Consider the following 15,703-nt stretch of genomic DNA (forward strand, 5'->3'; position numbering starts at 1 on the left):
TCCGGGCAGCTCAACTGCCGGAAGGGCCCTGCCTAGCCTGGGAAAACGGGAACGTCCCGGTACCTGTCCCGCGTCTCGCCCGCGTCCGCACGCGCGGCGGCACCGGGCACGATCCGCACCGGCACCCGGTTGTCCAGCGTCACCGCATGCGCGTCACAGTGCCGCGACGACCCGTTGTCCGCACCATCGGTGTCACCGGTGGGCGCCGGCCGCTGGGTCGGGGTGTGTCCGGCACAGGCCGACGGGGCATGACGTACGACCGCATGTCCTACGGCGCCGAGCTCATCGGCGGTGTCCGCGACGGAGCGCGGCCCGTACGTGGCGCCTACGCCCACCGTCACCTCGGCAGGTCCCTCATCGGAACGATGCCCACCGCCCGAAGACTGCGGGGCAGCCCGGACGGGCACGGGCGCCGGCACGGTGTGCGCCGGAGGTGCCGGAACCGGAACCACCGGCTGACTCGGCACCACGGGAACCGAGGGCAGCGTCGGCAACGTGGGCTGAGTAGGCAAAGTGGGCAACGAAGGCACCTCGGTCAGCACCTCGGTCACCGTCTTCGTCACCAGGTCGCTCACGGGCCGCACGACCCGCTCCACGGTGTCCGTGACCGGAGTCAGCACCGGAGCGAGAACAGGGACCGGAACCGGCTTGACCACCTCGGTGGAAACCGGAGCCACCACCGGAATCCCCGGCTTGCCGAGACTCACCGGCTTGCCCGGAACCCCGTCCGCCGCCTGCGCCTGTCCCCCGAACACGGCGCCGAGCACGAACAACCCGCCCACCAGCAGGGCGACTTGAAGCACACGCCGCCCAACCGCCGTACGCGTCACGCGCAGGGCGGCACCGGGCAGTGCGGCGGGCCGGTTCATGAGGCGTCGATCCTTGCACGGGCCTCCCGAGGACGCGCAAGCCCCCTACTGCGCAAGGCAGTTCGTCATGATTGCCGATGCCTGTTCGTCACGCGGTGTCCGGTATCGGCAGCGGCCGCTTCTCGATCGCCGCCGCCATCACCTCCGGGAACAGGTCGGGCGTACAGGCGAAGGCCGGCGCGCCCAACGCGGCCAGCGCGGAGGCGTGTTCGCGGTCGTAGGCGGGTGTGCCCTCGTCGGACAGCGCGAGCAGCGTCACGAACTGCACCCCCGACGCCTTCATCGCCGCCACCCGCTTCAGCATCTCGTTCCGGATGCCCCCTTCGTAGAGGTCGCTGATCAGCACGACGACCGTCTCGGCGGGCCGGGTGATCTGCGACTGGCAGTACGCGAGCGCCCTGTTGATGTCCGTACCGCCGCCGAGCTGGGTCCCGAAGAGCACGTCCACCGGGTCGTCGAGCTGGTCGGTGAGGTCGACGACCGCCGTGTCGAAGACGACGAGCCGGGTGTTGATCGACCGCATGGACGCCAGTACCGCGCCGAACACGGAGGCGTAGACGACGGACGCCGCCATCGACCCGGACTGGTCGATGCAGAGGATGACCTCCTTCTTCACGGACTGGGACGCGCGCCCGTATCCGATTAGCCGCTCCGGCACGATCGTGCGGTACTCGGGCAGGTAGTGCTTGAGGTTGGCCGCGATCGTGCGGTTCCAGTCGATGTCGTGGTGGCGCGGCCGGTTGATACGGGCGCTGCGGTCGAGCGCGCCGGTCAGCGTGGCCCGGGTGCGGGAGGCGAGCCGCTTCTCCAGGTCCTGGACGACCTTGCGCACCACCGCCCGCGCCGTCTCCTTCGTGGTCTCCGGCATCGCCTTGTTGAGGGAGAGCAGCGTGCCGACGAGGTGCACGTCGGCCTCGACCGCCTCCAGCATCTCCGGTTCGAGGAGCAGCGCGGACAGCCCGAGCCGGTCGATGGCGTCGCGCTGCATGACCTGGACGACGGAGGACGGGAAGTACGTCCGGATGTCCCCGAGCCAGCGCGCGACGGACGGCGCCGACGCCCCGAGCCCCGCCGAACGGTCCTTCGCCGCCCGCCCCTTGTCCCCCCTGCCGTACAACGCGGCCAGCGCCCCGTCCATCGCCGCGTCCTGCCCGGACAGCTCGCACCCGGTGCCGTCGGCGGCATCACCCCCGAGCACCAGCCGCCACCGCCGCAACCGCTCCTGCCCGGGGTCCGCGACCCCGTCGACCGCGACCGCCTCGGCCGTCATCCGCGCGCCCCCGCCATACGCAGCCCTTCCCACAGCGGTACGACCCGTACGGCCTTCGCCGGGCGGTCCACGCCCCCACCGGCACGGGCCAGTTGGACCCTCTCCCCCGGCCTTCCCTTGCCCTGCCTGCCGTTTCCGCTCGTCATCCCGCCACCCCCACAAGCTCGTTGTCGCCGTTGTCCACCACGCCGTCCAGTCCCAACAGCAGCCGCAGCACCGGCACGACCGCGTCCGCGCGCCCGGCGTCCAGCTCCGCGCCGAACCCGGGTATCCCGGCCGCCGTCGCCGCCGTACCCACCTGCTTCCCCGGTCCGCGCCGCACCAACTCCCCGAGTGTCCGGCGCACTCCGGGTTCGTACGACGAGAACGTTCGCCTCAGCAACGGCAGTACGTCGGTGAACGCCTCCGCCGGCACCCCGGTCAGCCACGCGTCCACCAGCCCGAGCAACCGCTCGTCGTGCACGAGCAGCAGCCCGCCCCCGCCGCCGACGAACCCCTCGATCCACGCGGCCGCGTCCGCCGGAGGTGTCCCGGGCGAGAGCACGAGCCCCATCAGCCGGGCCGCCTCGTCCGGCCCCAACTCCCCTTCGTCCAGCAGGAGTCGTACGGCACGCCCCCGGATGACACCCGGCACGGTGTCCCGCGCGGAGAGCGTCCGCAGCACCGCGCGCCAACGGTCCCGCAGGTCACCGTGCCCGGGTCCGGGGCCAGATGCGGGGCCAGGTGCGTCGCCCCGCCCAGGTGCAGAGGTGTCACCATGCCCGTGTCCCGAGGCGTCGCCCAGCAACGCCACCGCCCCGTGCACCGCGTCCACATGCCGCCGCATCTCCTCCGCGGCATCCGTGTCGAGGGCCGCGCAGGCCGGGGGCAGGCCGACGAAGACCCGCTCGGCGAGGCCCGCCGCGACCTCCGTCAGCGCGCCGGTGTCGGTGCCGCGTACGTCGCCGTAGCGCAGTGAACGGACCAGGGCGGGCAGTGCCTGGGCGAGATGGCCGACGTCCGTGTCGAGGGCCGCGCGGTCGGCGAGGACCTTCATCACCACCGGGAGCGCGTCCGGCAGTTCGGCCAGGAGGCAGTGCTCGGCGAGTGCGGTGACCTCGGCGAGGCTCTGCGCCCCGATCGCGTCCGCCTCCGCCTTCGCGTTCGCCGCCGCGAGCACGGTGGTCCCCCACACCCCCGCCTCGGCGACCCGCACCGCCAACTCCGGCTCCCAGCGCAGCCGCCAGGTCTCCCGGAACGTACCCGTGCTCCCCCGCGACGCGGCCCGCTCGCCCCACTCGATCCGCAGCAGCCGCAACCGGTGCAGCAGCCTACTGCGCCCGGCGTCGGTCTCCTTGCGCAGGTCGAGCTCCAACTCCCGCTCCAGCGCCTCCGGTTTGATCCGCAGCCTGCGCTGCGAGCGGTCGAGGTCGCGCTGCAACGGCACGGCGGGCGCGCCCGGCGGCACCTCGCCCAGCACATCCCCGACCACGAGCCGGTCGTGCACCAGCGACAGCGGAACGTCCGAGCCCTCGCACATCACCGCGCGCACCGCGTCGGTGGTCTCGCCGAGCCCCGGCAACGGACGGCCGCGCATCACCGCGAGGGTCTCCGCCAGCCGTACGGCCTCGATGACATGGGCCGGGGAGACGATCCGGTCCTCGTCCCGGAACAGTCCCGCCACCTTGGTCATCCACCGCTCGACCGGCCGGTCCGGGGCGCCGAACAGATGGCCGTACCAGCCCGGCGAGTCGATGCCCGCGCCGTAGCCGCTGGCCCGGGACAGCCGGCGATGCGTCCACGGCACCCAGGTCAGATCGGCCTTGACCTTGGGCAGCCCCTTCAACAGCGCGCGGTCCGCGGCCACGCCCGCCTTCTGCCGCAGTGCGGGCACATGCCAGGCCCCGCACACCACGGCCACGTCGTCCTCGAACTCCCGCTGCGCGGCCCGGACTTGGAGCCGCATGTACGCCTCCCGCACGAGATCCCGCTCGTGCCCGCCGACCCCGTACGTCTCGCGCAGCGCCCCCATCGCCTCCTCCAGGGCGGTGAACGGCGCGAACGCGTCCCGCTCCCCCACACCCCGGTGTTCGACGACGTCCTCCCACCAGCGCTCGGGATCGTCGTAGCCGGCGGCCTCGGCGAGGACGGCGAGGGGATCGACGCGGATGTCGGTGTCCGTGCCGGAGGGGTCCGGGGCAGAAGGGGACTCGCCGGACGGGGTCTCGGCAGTCGGGTCCGGCGGCTGCTCCTCCTCCGTCATCTCGCCCTCGGCGTCGTCCTTCCCCCACGCCAGCGTGTGCGTGGCCGGGAGGTCGATGAAGCGGGCCGGGACCTCGTGCTCCAGGGCCCAGCGGATCGCGACCCATTCCGGGGAGAACTCGGCCAGCGGCCAGAACGCCGAGCGGCCCGGCTCGTCCACGGCGTGGGCGAGGAGCGCGACCGGCGGACGCATGTCCTCGTCGGCGGCCAGCGGGATCAACACGTCGGCCTCGGGCGGCCCTTCGATCAGGACGACCCGCGGCCGGGCCGCGTCCAACGCCGCCCGTACGGCCCGCGCCGAACCGGGCCCGTGATGCCGCACCCCGAGCAACAGCGGTCCGGCGCCCCGGCCCCCGTCAGTCCCTGCCACGTCGTCCCCCTCCCCTCCGGATCCCGTTCCAACTCCAGCTCCACGTGGAGTCTTCGTCGCCCCACCCCCTGGAATCGCTCACGCGCTCACCTCCCGGCAGGCCCGGTAGAAGTCCTTCCAGCCGTCGCGTTCGCGAACGACCGCCTCCAGGTACTCCTGCCAGATGACCCGGTCGGCCGCCGGATCGCGGACGACGGCACCGAGGATGCCCGCGGCGACATCGCTGGGCCGCAGCAGTCCGTCGCCGAAGTGGGCCGCCAGGGCAAGCCCGTTGGTGACGACGGAGATGGCCTCGGCCGTCGACAGGGTGCCGCTGGGTGACTTGAGCTTCGTACGGCCGTCCGCCGTGATCCCGTCGCGCAGTTCACGGAAGACGGTCACCACCCGGCGGATCTCGTCGACGCCCTCGGGCACGGCCGGCAGGTCGAGGGAGCGGCCGATCTGGTCGACGCGGCGCGCGACGATCTCGACCTCGGCGTCCGCGCTCTCCGGCAGCGGCAGCACCACCGTGTTGAAACGGCGGCGCAGGGCGCTGGAGAGGTCGTTGACCCCGCGGTCGCGGTCGTTGGCCGTGGCGATCAGGTTGAAGCCGCGGACCGCCTGCACCTCCTGCCCCAACTCCGGTATCGGCAGCGTCTTTTCCGACAGGATCGTGATGAGCGAGTCCTGTACGTCGGCCGGGATACGGGTCAGCTCCTCGACGCGCGCCGTCATCCCCTCGGCCATGGCCCGCATGACGGGGCTGGGCACGAGGGCGTCGCGGCTCGGGCCGTTGGCGAGCAGCTGCGCGTAGTTCCAGCCGTAGCGGATCGCCTCCTCCGGGGTGCCGGCGGTGCCCTGCACGATCAGGGTGGAGTCGCCGCTGACCGCCGCCGCGAGGTGTTCGGAGACCCAGGTCTTGGCGGTGCCGGGCACGCCGAGCAGGAGCAGGGCGCGGTCGGTGGCGAGGGTGGTGACGGCGACCTCGACGATGCGGCGCGGGCCGACGTACTTCGGCGTGATCACCGTGCCGTCCGGCAGCGTGCCGCCGAGCAGATAGGTGGCGACCGCCCACGGCGACATCTTCCAGCGGACCGGGCGCGGCCGGTCGTCCTGCGCGGCCAGCGCGGCGAGTTCGTCGGCGAAGGCGTCCTCGGCGTGCGGCCGCAACACCTCGTCCGACGGCTTCTCGTGCGCTTGCCCAGGCGTGGTTTCTACGGACACAGTCATGGCTGAGGCCCCCTCCAGCTCGGCCGGTTCGGATCTGGTGTCCACCTTGCACGACCCCACTGACAACGCGATCTGACATGCGAAAACGCGTTTGCGGGGACCGGTGACGTCTCAGCCCGTCCGGCGTTTGAGGACGAGGCCGTTCAGGCCGAAGGGGGATTTGGGGGCGCAGCCCTCATGCTCCTACGGCGCCCCCGACTCCCACACCAGCGCCGCCCTCCACCCCACCCACCACCCGCTCGCGGACCGATTGTCAGTGCTGGGATCTACCTTCGATGACATGACTCAGCAGGGGGTGCGCTGGACGGCTGACCAGGTGCTGGCACTGGCGCCTGACGCAGCGTCACGCAAAGCGGGAAGCAAGCTCGGGGCGGCGGGGCCGTGGTCCGAGGCGGGCAGTTCTGACGAGGGGACGGTGTGGGGGCAGTGCAAGGGCAGTGGCAGCAAGCCGTATCAGACGGTCGTCGACATCGCGGACACCGCGGGGCCGGCGTACAAGTGCAGTTGTCCCAGCCGTAAGTTCCCGTGCAAGCACGCGCTGGGACTGCTGCTGTTGTGGGCGGGCGAGGACGGTGCGGTGCCGTCGGGGCAGGCGCCGGACTGGGCCGAGGAGTGGCTGGCGGGTCGGCGGAAGCGGACGGAGGAGAAGCGGGCGGCGGGAGCGTCCGGTTCCCCGGCCGCCGCTGATCCGGAGGCGGCGCGGCGCAGGGCGGAGCGCCGGGCCGAGCGGATCACCGCGGGCGCGGGCGAGTTGGAGCAGCGGCTGACGGACCTGCTGCGTACCGGCCTGGCCTCGGCGGAGCAGGCGGGGTACGGGCTGTGGGAGGAGACCGCGGCCCGCATGGTCGACGCCCAGGCCCCCGGACTGGCCGCGCGGGCAAGGGAGTTGGGGGCGATCCCGTCATCCGGGCCCGGCTGGCCGATCCGCCTGCTGGAGGAGAGCGCACTGCTCCACCTCCTCGACCAGGCCTGGCTGCGCCGCGAGCGACTGCCCGACGACCTGGCGGCGACGGTCCGCTCCCGCATCGGCCTGCCCGCCTCACCGGACGGCCCACCCCTGCGCGACCACTGGCTGGTCCTCGCCCAGTACGACACGACGGACCCGAAACTGACGACCCGAAGAATCTGGCTGTACGGCACGGAGTCGGGCCGCACATCCCTCCTTCTCTCCTACGGCGCCGCGGGCCGCGCCCCCGAGTTGGCGCTGCCCATGGGGCTGGCCCTGGACGCGGAGGTGTCCGCGTTCCCGGGCGCCGGGCAGCTCCGGGCGGCCCTGGGCGAGCAGTTCGCAGCACCTTCGCCTACGACGGCCCGGCCGCAGGGGATGACGACGGCTCAGGCCGCCGTCCACTACGGGGAAGCGCTACGGCACGACCCGTGGCTGGATTCCGTCCCGGTGACGCTGGACCGGGTCGTGCCCACCCCGGACGGCGACTCCTGGCAACTGGCGGACGCCGACGCGGACTCGGCGCTCCCCCTCACGCCCACCGCCCGTTCCCGCCCCGGCCTGTGGCGACTCGTCGCCCTCTCCGGCGGCGCCCCGGTGAAGGTCTTCGGCGAGCTGGGCCACCGCGGCTTCACCCCGCTGACGGCCTGGCCGGAGGGGGCGGGAGAGCCGGTGTCCCTGTGCTGAGCCCACTCACCAACTCGACGGAAAGGCACCGCATGAACACGACCCCCGCACCGGCGCCCCCGCCGGCCGACTGGGAAGAGCTCGTCACCGCGGCGCTGCTCGGCACGGACCGCCGTACGCCTCCGGGATGCGCCCCGGGCCAGGACGCACCCGTGGCCCTGCTGGACGCGGCGGCCGTGGAGACCGTACGGCGGCGGGCGGGGCTGTGTCCGGCGCGGGCGGCACAGCGTCCGGAGCCGGCCGCGCCCGACGCGCGTCCGGCGTTGCCCGCCGCGGCGGCCCGCAGGCTGGCGATGCTGCTGACCGACCGTCCCGGTACGGGCGGTGGGGGCCGCAGGGGCACCTCGCCGGATCTCATGGAGTTGCTGCCCCAGTGGCTGACGGCGGCCAACGCGCGCGGTTTCGCCGCGCCCGTACAGGCGTTGCCCGCGCTGCTGGACGCGGCCCGGGGGCGTACGGATCTGCGGCCGGCGGCGCTGGAGTTCGCGGGTCCGCGCGCGCTGTGGCTGGCCCGGCTGAACCCGGACTGGCGGTTCGCCCTGCGCGCGACACCGGGCGGCGGCACCGCCCTGCCGGACCTCGACGCCCCGGACCAGGTCCAACTGCTCTGGCAGGAGGGACTGTTCGCCGAGCGGGTCGCCCTGCTCGCGGCGATACGGGCACACCGGCCTGCGGCCGCACGGGAGTTGCTCGCCACGACCTGGGGGACGGAGCGCGCGGAGGACCGGCTGATGTTCCTCGACTCGCTGCGGATGGGGCTCTCCGCCGAGGACGAGCCGTTCCTGGAGCAGGCGTTGGCCGACCGGAGCCGCAACGTACGGGCCACTGCTGCCGAGTTGCTGTCGGCGCTCCCCGACTCGGCGCTCGCCGCGCGGATGGCGGTCCGGGCATCCGCCTGCGTGGCCGTCGACCGTACGCGTGCGGAGCCTGGCCTGGTCGTCGAGGCGCCGCACGAGTGCGACTCGAGCATGGAGCGAGACGGTGTGGTGCTCAAGGCTCCGGCGGGACGAGGTGAACGCTCGTGGTGGTTCGGCCAGTTGGTGGAGGCGACTCCGCTCGGGACCTGGGAGCGGCGGTTCGGCGGACGTACGCCCATGGAGATCGTGGCGCTCCCGGTCGCGGACGACTGGCGGAGCGAACTGCACGCCGCGTGGTGCCGGGCGGCGGTGCGGCAGCGGAACTCCGCGTGGTCCCGGGCGCTGCTGGGGACCCCGTCGGCACCCGAGGCGGGCGGGCCGGGAGCCGTGTCCCTGGCCGAGCGCGCCAAGCTGCTGAGCACGCTGGGCGGGGGCGAACGGGCGGACTGGGTCGCCGGGTTCATCGCGGTACAGGGGCTGTCCGAGGCGTTTCAGCTGCTCGGGGTGTGTGCGGTGCCGTGGGCTGCGCCGCTTGGGCGGGCTGTCGTGGACGCGCTCAACATCGCGCGGGACGCGGGGAGTTACCCATGGAGCTTCAGTGGAGTGATGGGGCTGGCCGAGCGGTGCCTCGACCCGGCCGAGGCGAGCCGGCTCGACGGGTTGCTGGCGGTACCGGACGAGTCGGAGGACGCGGCGCCGGGAGCGGGGGGTTATTGGGCGGAGGCGTTTCAGCGGTTGGTCACGACGTTGCGGTTGCGCGCGGCGATGGCGGAGGAACTGGGGGCGCCGTAGAAGTCACGGGAGTTGAGGGCGCCGTAGAAGCTTGGGGGCTGCGCCCCCAAACCCCCCTTCGGCCTGAACGGCCTCGTCCTCAAACGCCGGACGGGCTGGATGATGTCGGCCTGCGCCGGAAAGCGAATCCCCGCTCGCCGAAGACCAGACTGAAGAGTCACCGGCGTGGAGAGGTGAAGCCCCGTTCGCCGCAGGCCCTACGCCCCCGCCGGCTGTCGTACGTTCTCCCGCACCCAGTCCACGATCGACTGGGTCGTCGCCCCGGGGGTGAAGATCTCCGCGACGCCCTTTTCCTTCAGGGGAGCGATGTCCGCCTCGGGGATGATTCCGCCGCCGAAGACCAGGATGTCCTCCGCCTCGCGCTGCTTGAGGAGGTCGATGACGGCGGCGAAGAGGGTGTTGTGGGCGCCGGAGAGGATGGAGAGGCCGATCGCGTCGGCGTCCTCCTGGATCGCGGTGTCGACGATCTGCTCGGGAGTCTGGTGGAGGCCGGTGTAGATGACCTCCATACCGGCGTCGCGCAGCGCCCGCGCGATCACCTTGGCCCCGCGATCGTGGCCGTCGAGCCCCGGCTTGGCCACCACCACGCGGATCGGACCGGCTGCCACACCCATCACTGCCTCCATGAAGCGACTGCGTTCATCCCTACCCACGGGTACCGCGGTACCCGCTTCAGTGCGGGAAGTGAACGAACGTTATCTCCAGCATCCCGCAACCGGCAGTTTCGCGGCGGATACCGAGGGGGAAATCACACGATGGGACACGTTCGCCGCGCAGCGTTCCAGCGGGAACAAGCGCACCGGGAGCCGCAACGAGGTCGCCGTACCACCGCGCCGCAGGCCGCGCGCCGTGGCGGTACGGCGCATCGGCGCAGGCACGAAGGGCACGCAGGGCAGGTACGGCACGACAGCGGGAAGCCTCGTCGCCAGACCGACAGGGCTCCTCGGCACGTCATCGGCGTCGGTCACGCCGCACGCCGCGCTCACCCCGCGCGTACCCCTCGCGCACCGTCGGTGACCCTCGCCGTGGCCTCCCACGAGGGCACACGGGGGACGGAGCTGTCGTTCCGTGTGCCGACAGGAGGTCGGCCATGAAGGTCACCGGGGCTGCACCGCCCTTTCTCCCCCTCTGTCAGCGCCTCCTGCCCAGCAGGCTGGCGGGCCTCTCGATGACCCTCCTGAAAGCGACCGCCCTGGAGATCGTGATCCTCGCGGGCCACCTTCTCCTCTATCCCTCCGGCATCACCCAGGAACGCCGGGATCCGCTGCCCGAGCCGCCCTCGCCCGAGGACGCGACGCAGCTGCCGACCGAGGCGAAACCGCCGGTGGTGCTGCTGCACGGGTTCATCGACAACCGCTCGGTCTTCGTGCTGCTGCGCCGTTCCCTGGCCCAGCACGGCCGCCGGCAGGTCGAGTCCCTGAACTACTCGCCGCTGACCTGCGACATCCGCACCGCCGCCGAGCTGCTGGGCCGGCACATCGAGGAGATCTGCGAGCGCACGGGCAGCAAGGAGGTCGACATCGTCGGGCACAGCCTCGGCGGGCTGATCGCGCGGTACTACGTGCAGCGGCTCGGCGGGGACCTGCGGGTCCGCACGCTCGTGACGCTCGGCACCCCGCACTCCGGCACGGCCGTGGTCCCGCTGGCCAACGCCCACCCGATCGTCCGCCAGATGCGGCCCGGCTCACCGGTGATCGAGGAACTGGCCCGCCCCGCCCCCGGCTGCCGTACGCACTTCGTCAGTTTCTGGAGCGATCTCGACCACCTGATGGAGCCGCTGGAGACGGCCTGCATCGACCATCCCGACCTGATCGCCCAGAACGTACAGGTCAGCGGCATCGGCCACCTCGCCCTGCCGGTCCACCCGGCCGTCGCGACCGGCATCCGCCAGGCCCTCGACACTCCGCTGCCGGAGACCGCGGCCGCGACCCACACCGGTACCAGCGCCCGCGGCCACACCGGCGGCCTGACAGTGGCCTGACAGGACACCGACAGCGGGCACGCGGCGCCCCGAAGATCGAACGCTATTCGAACCCAAGGCCAAACCCGTGCCCGTCGTCCCCCGAAACACGGCCGAATGCCCGTTTCCGGCTGACGCGAAACCTGACGAAGATTGTCGCGCCCGCATACTGCCGGGTACAGTCCACCGCACTGCTCTGGCAGCCCCTGTTGTCGAGGCGAATAGAGAAGTTGGTGAACGATCGTCACCCGTCGGGGACCATGACCACCCCGGCTCCGGCTTCCTCCGATGCCACCTCGGCGCACTACGCGTCGTACGGCGGACAGGACGCTCAGTACGGTGACTTCACCACGTACGGCGACCACACCGCCACGGGTTTCCACCCGGACGCGGGCGGCCAGGCCACCGCGAGCTTCGCCTCCGACCCCCTCTTCGGCGACATGCCGGGCAACGGTGACAGCCACGGCCACGACACCGGGTCGCACACAACCGCCTCGCACACCACCGGCGCCTACGACTCCTCGGCCTGGTCCACGGGTGCCCAACACACCCTGAACTACGACCCGTACGCGGCCCAGCACCACGCCACGTACGACACGGGCGCCTACGAGACCTCCGCCTGGTCGGCCGACTACCAGCAGCTGTCCGCCATCCCGCCGCAGACCGGTGCCGACGTCAGCGGCTGGGGGTCCCCCCTCTGGGGGAGGGACGCGAACGCCTGGCTCCAGCCGGACCAGTCGGCCCATTCCGCAGCGGCCCCCGCCGACCAGACCCAGCAGTGGGAATGGGGCACGCAGGCCTTCGACACCGGCGCGTACGACGCCACGCAGTGGAACGCCGACGGCACCGCCGCCGACGCGACCACCACCTTTGAACAGGCGTCGTACGACGGGACGCATGAGGGCACGTACGACGAACCCGCCCCGGAAGACGGCGAGTTGACCGCCACCGGCGAGATGCCCGCCCTCGACGAGGCCGAGCCGGAACAGGACGGGCCCCCGCAGGACCCCGAACTCCTCGAGGATCAGGAGGAGTTCACCCCGGCCACGGCCCCGGTCGGCTCGCGCGCCGCGTCCCGCAACGGGAGCCGTTCCCGCCGTCGTACGCCCCCGAAGCGGTCCGCGCTGATGACCATCGCCGTGCCGTCCGCGTGTGTGATGGGTGTCGCCGGGATCGCCGCCGCGTCCGTCGGGACGCTGACCGGGGGCAGTGACACCACGGCCTCCGCCTCGGACGCGACCTCGGTCAAGCCGTCCGTCGCGAACAACAAGCTGGACGCCCAGATCAAGAGCCTGTCGGCCGGTGCCGACGACTTCGCCGACCGGGCCAGCCGTACGCAGGAACGTATCGACCTCAAGGCCCAGCAGGAGGCCGAGAAGAAGAAGGCGGCGGCGGAGGCGGCCCGCAAGGAGCGGCTGCGCCCCAAGTACGTGCTGCCGGTGACGCAGAGGGGCCTCAGCGCCTACTTCGGCCAGGCCGGCGTCAACTGGATGTCCGTGCACACGGGCATCGACTTCCCCGTCTCGTACGGCACGACGGTGATGGCCGCGACGGACGGCGTCGTCAGCACGAAGTGGAACAGCGCCTACGGCAACATGCTGATCCTCACGGAGAAGGACGGCACGCAGACCTGGTACTGCCACCTCTCCAGCTACCGGGTCGCCTCCGGTACGACGGTGAAGGCCGGCGACCCGATCGCGTACTCCGGGAACTCGGGCAACTCCACCGGCCCGCACCTGCACTTCGAGGTGCGCCCGGCGGGCGGGGCGGCGATCGACCCGCTCCCGTGGCTTCGCAGCCACGGACTCGACCCGACGTAAGCCGCCCCAGCCACCCCAACTTCCTTACCAGGCAGCCCCTTTAAGGGCAGCTAAGGGCAACTCCCTTACGGGCTACAGCTTTTCCACCGGCGCGTACCGCAGCAGCAGCCGCTTCGGCTTCGGCTCCCCGAAGTCGACCGTCGCCTCCGCGTTCGCCCCCGTGCCGTTCACGCCGACCACCGTGCCGAGTCCGAACTGGTCGTGCGTGACCCGGTCGCCGACGGCCAGTGCCACGACCGGCTTCTCCGAGGTCCGGCGCGTGGCGAAGCCCGAGGCACCCGACGCCGACGAGCGCGATCGGGACGAGGACAGCGAGGCCGCGATGCCCGAGGCCGGACCCGTCGACGGCGGGGCCGCCATGGCACCGGTCCGCTTCCACTCCAGGTGCGCCGCCGGGATCTCCTCCAGGAAACGGGAGGGCGGGTTGTACGACGGCTGTCCCCAGGCGCTGCGCAGCGAAGACCGTGTCAGGTAAAGGCGTTCACGCGCGCGCGTGATGCCCACGTACGCGAGGCGCCGCTCCTCCTCCAGCTCCTTGGCCTGGCCGAGGGCGCGCATGTGCGGGAAGACGCCGTCCTCCATGCCGGTGAGGAAGACGACCGGGAACTCCAGGCCCTTGGCGGTGTGCAGGGTCATCAGCGTGATGACTCCGGAGCCGTCCTCGTCCTCGTCGGGGATCTGGTCGGAGTCGGCGACGAGGGCCACCCGCTCCAGGAAGGCGGCGAGCCCGACCGGCGTCTCGCTCTCGCTCTCCCCGCCACTGTTCTCCTGCTCGAACTCCAGGGCCACGGCGGCGAGTTCCTGGAGGTTCTCGATGCGGGTCTCGTCCTGCGGGTCGGTCGAGGCCTGCAACTCGGCGAGGTAGCCGGTGCGTTCGAAGATCGCCTCCAGGACCGTCGCCGGTCCCGCGCCGGAGTCGACGATCGTACGGAGGTCCTCCATCAGCGTGTTGAACTTCTTGACCGCGTTCGTCGACCGCGCGGCCATGCCGTAGGCCTCGTCGACGCGCTTCAACGCCTGCGGGAAGCTGATCTTCTCGCGCTGCGAGAGGGCGTCGATCATCGCCTCGGCGCGCTCGCCGATGCCGCGCTTGGGGACGTTGAGGATGCGGCGCAGCGGGACCGCGTCCTCCGGGTTGGCCAGGACGCGGAGGTAGGCCAGGACGTCCCGGACCTCCTTGCGCTCGTAGAAGCGGACGCCGCCGACGACCTTGTAGGGCAGGCCGACGCGGATGAAGATCTCCTCGAAGACACGGGACTGGGCGTTCGTCCGGTAGAAGACGGCGACGTCTCCGGCCTTCGCGTCACCCGCGTCGGTGAGACGGTCTATCTCCTCGGCGACGAACTGCGCCTCGTCGTGCTCGGTGTCCGCGACATAGCCGGTGATCTGCGCGCCCGCGCCCGCGTTGGTCCACAGGTTCTTGGGGCGGCGGGACTCGTTGCGCTCGATGACCGCGTTGGCGGCGCTCAGGATCGTCTGCGTGGAGCGGTAGTTCTGCTCCAGGAGGATCGTCGTCGCGTTCGGGTAGTCCTCCTCGAACTGGAGGATGTTGCGGATCGTCGCGCCGCGGAAAGCGTAGATCGACTGGTCGGCGTCACCCACGACGCACAACTCGGCGGGCGGCAGGTCGTGTTCGCTCGGCGGGACGTCGACCGGGTGCTCGGAGGTGCCGACCAGCTCGCGCACGAGCGCGTACTGCGCGTGGTTGGTGTCCTGGTACTCGTCGACCATGACGTGGCGGAAACGGCGGCGGTAGTGCTCGGCGACGTCCGGGAAGGCGCGCAGGAGGTTGACCGTCGTCATGATCAGGTCGTCGAAGTCGAGGGCGTTGGCCTCGCGCAGCCGCGACTGGTACATCGCGTAGGCCTGGGCGACGGTCTTCTCGAAGCCGTCGGCGGCCTGAGCGGCGAAGTCCTCCTCGTCGATCAGCTCGTTCTTCAGGTTCGAGATCTTGGCGCTGAAGGACTTCGGGGGGAAGCGCTTCGGGTCGAGGTCCAGGTCGCGGCAGACCAGGGCCATCAGCCGCTTGGAGTCGGCGGCGTCGTAGATCGAGAACGAGGACGTGAAGCCGAGCTTCTTCGACTCACGGCGCAGGATGCGGACGCACGCGCTGTGGAAGGTCATCACCCACATCGCGTTGGCGCGCGGGCCGACGAGCTGCTCGACGCGCTCCTTCATCTCGCCCGCGGCCTTGTTCGTGAAGGTGATCGCGAGGATCTGCCCGGGGTGCACGTTGCGCTCGCCGAGGAGGTAGGCGATGCGGTGGGTGAGCACGCGGGTCTTGCCGGAGCCGGCGCCGGCCACGATGAGCAGCGGGGTGTCGGAGTGGACGACGGCCGCGCGCTGGTTCTCGTTCAGCCCGTCCAGGAGTGCGGCCGGGTCGACCACGGGGCGCGGGGCGCCGTCCCGGTAGTGGGCGTCTCTGCTCGCGGGCACGTCGAACTTCCCGCCGAACAGGTCGTCCGGAATCGGCTCCGGTCCGTGCTCGTCCTCGGGCGGGGGCGGGGGCTCTCCCTCGTGGGCCCGAGGGCCCTGGAGATCCGCCAGGAAGCTGTCGTCAAAGAGGCTGCTCATCGCTCTCCGAGTTTAGGGCGCCGCACTGACAACCGGCCGCCACCCCAGGAACTCGGTAAAATTCACGGACCAGAACCAGTCGGTCACGATCAGCGATGGCCGGTCTCG

At 71.8% G+C, this 15,703-nt stretch carries 12 protein-coding genes; 5 read left to right on the top strand and 7 right to left on the bottom strand.

The genetic code is table 11. The annotated features are described in order from the left end of the window. Nucleotides 1-32: 32 nt before the first annotated feature. The 5 genes from OG714_RS20755 to OG714_RS20775 all read right to left on the bottom strand — a co-directional run bounded on the left by OG714_RS20755 (nt 33) and on the right by OG714_RS20775 (nt 5,959). Nucleotides 33-869: a hypothetical protein gene (locus OG714_RS20755; RefSeq protein ID WP_406123015.1), complete on the bottom strand. Its 837-nt coding sequence runs from the start codon at nt 867-869 to the stop codon at nt 33-35. Nucleotides 870-957: 88 nt separating this feature from the next. After that, nucleotides 958-2,139, bottom strand: coding sequence for a vWA domain-containing protein (locus OG714_RS20760; protein ID WP_406123017.1), 1,182 nt, complete (start codon nt 2,137-2,139; stop codon nt 958-960). After that, nucleotides 2,136-2,285 carry a hypothetical protein gene (locus OG714_RS20765; RefSeq protein ID WP_406123019.1) on the bottom strand — a complete coding sequence of 50 codons (150 nt, stop codon included), beginning with the start codon at nt 2,283-2,285 and terminating at the stop codon, nt 2,136-2,138. The genes OG714_RS20760 and OG714_RS20765 overlap by 4 nt, the downstream gene beginning before the upstream one ends. Then, nucleotides 2,282-4,750: a DUF5682 family protein gene (locus OG714_RS20770; RefSeq protein WP_406123021.1), complete on the bottom strand. Its 2,469-nt coding sequence runs from the start codon at nt 4,748-4,750 to the stop codon at nt 2,282-2,284. The genes OG714_RS20765 and OG714_RS20770 overlap by 4 nt, the downstream gene beginning before the upstream one ends. Before the next feature lie 78 nt (nt 4,751-4,828). After that, nucleotides 4,829-5,959: an AAA family ATPase gene (locus OG714_RS20775; protein WP_405862938.1), complete on the bottom strand. Its 1,131-nt coding sequence runs from the start codon at nt 5,957-5,959 to the stop codon at nt 4,829-4,831. Nucleotides 5,960-6,239: 280 nt separating this feature from the next. On the opposite strand from OG714_RS20775, the gene OG714_RS20780 reads away from it, so the two are divergent. Both OG714_RS20780 and OG714_RS20785 read left to right on the top strand, forming a co-directional pair. Continuing rightward, nucleotides 6,240-7,592, top strand: a complete 1,353-nt coding sequence (locus OG714_RS20780; RefSeq protein ID WP_406123023.1) for an SWIM zinc finger family protein — start codon at nt 6,240-6,242, stop codon at nt 7,590-7,592. 32 nt (nt 7,593-7,624) lie between these two features. Beyond that, nucleotides 7,625-9,241 (top strand): DUF5691 domain-containing protein, encoded by a 1,617-nt coding sequence (locus OG714_RS20785; protein WP_406123025.1) that lies wholly within the window; start codon nt 7,625-7,627, stop codon nt 9,239-9,241. Between the two features lie 197 nt (nt 9,242-9,438). Here the strand turns inward: OG714_RS20785 and OG714_RS20790 are convergent, their stop codons facing one another. Beyond that, nucleotides 9,439-9,855 (bottom strand): cobalamin B12-binding domain-containing protein, encoded by a 417-nt coding sequence (locus OG714_RS20790; protein WP_019066802.1) that lies wholly within the window; start codon nt 9,853-9,855, stop codon nt 9,439-9,441. A gap of 70 nt (nt 9,856-9,925) precedes the next feature. Between OG714_RS20790 and OG714_RS20795 the strand changes: the two genes are divergently transcribed. From OG714_RS20795 to OG714_RS20805, 3 genes are all read left to right on the top strand, one after another. Continuing rightward, complete coding sequence (locus OG714_RS20795) at nt 9,926-10,258, top strand: hypothetical protein (protein WP_406123028.1); 333 nt, start codon at nt 9,926-9,928, stop codon at nt 10,256-10,258. Between the two features lie 73 nt (nt 10,259-10,331). Then, complete coding sequence (locus tag OG714_RS20800) at nt 10,332-11,222, top strand: esterase/lipase family protein (protein WP_406123030.1); 891 nt, start codon at nt 10,332-10,334, stop codon at nt 11,220-11,222. Nucleotides 11,223-11,461: 239 nt separating this feature from the next. After that, nucleotides 11,462-13,021: a M23 family metallopeptidase gene (locus OG714_RS20805; protein WP_406131897.1), complete on the top strand. Its 1,560-nt coding sequence runs from the start codon at nt 11,462-11,464 to the stop codon at nt 13,019-13,021. 72 nt (nt 13,022-13,093) lie between these two features. Here the strand turns inward: OG714_RS20805 and pcrA are convergent, their stop codons facing one another. After that, entirely contained in the window at nt 13,094-15,595 is a 2,502-nt protein-coding gene (pcrA, locus tag OG714_RS20810; RefSeq protein ID WP_406123032.1) for a DNA helicase PcrA, read from the bottom strand. Nucleotides 15,596-15,703: the final 108 nt, after the last annotated feature.

Origin of the sequence: Streptomyces sp. NBC_00989 (assembly GCF_045162655.1) — a bacterium.
In the GTDB taxonomy this organism is placed as follows: Bacteria; Actinomycetota; Actinomycetes; order Streptomycetales; family Streptomycetaceae; genus Streptomyces.

Excerpts from the sequence above, each read along its gene's own strand:
- OG714_RS20805 (WP_406131897.1), top strand. The coding sequence starts at position 11,462 with ATGACCACCCCGGCTCCGGCTTCCTCCGATGCCACCTCGGCGCACTAC.
- OG714_RS20780 (WP_406123023.1), top strand. The coding sequence starts at position 6,240 with ATGACTCAGCAGGGGGTGCGCTGGACGGCTGACCAGGTGCTGGCACTG.
- OG714_RS20775 (WP_405862938.1), bottom strand. The coding sequence starts at position 5,959 with ATGACTGTGTCCGTAGAAACCACGCCTGGGCAAGCGCACGAGAAGCCG.
- OG714_RS20800 (WP_406123030.1), top strand. The coding sequence starts at position 10,332 with ATGAAGGTCACCGGGGCTGCACCGCCCTTTCTCCCCCTCTGTCAGCGC.
- OG714_RS20790 (WP_019066802.1), bottom strand. The coding sequence starts at position 9,855 with ATGGGTGTGGCAGCCGGTCCGATCCGCGTGGTGGTGGCCAAGCCGGGG.
- OG714_RS20760 (WP_406123017.1), bottom strand. The coding sequence starts at position 2,139 with ATGACGGCCGAGGCGGTCGCGGTCGACGGGGTCGCGGACCCCGGGCAG.
- pcrA (WP_406123032.1), bottom strand. The coding sequence starts at position 15,595 with ATGAGCAGCCTCTTTGACGACAGCTTCCTGGCGGATCTCCAGGGCCCT.
- OG714_RS20755 (WP_406123015.1), bottom strand. The coding sequence starts at position 869 with ATGAACCGGCCCGCCGCACTGCCCGGTGCCGCCCTGCGCGTGACGCGT.
- OG714_RS20765 (WP_406123019.1), bottom strand. The coding sequence starts at position 2,285 with ATGACGAGCGGAAACGGCAGGCAGGGCAAGGGAAGGCCGGGGGAGAGG.
- OG714_RS20785 (WP_406123025.1), top strand. The coding sequence starts at position 7,625 with ATGAACACGACCCCCGCACCGGCGCCCCCGCCGGCCGACTGGGAAGAG.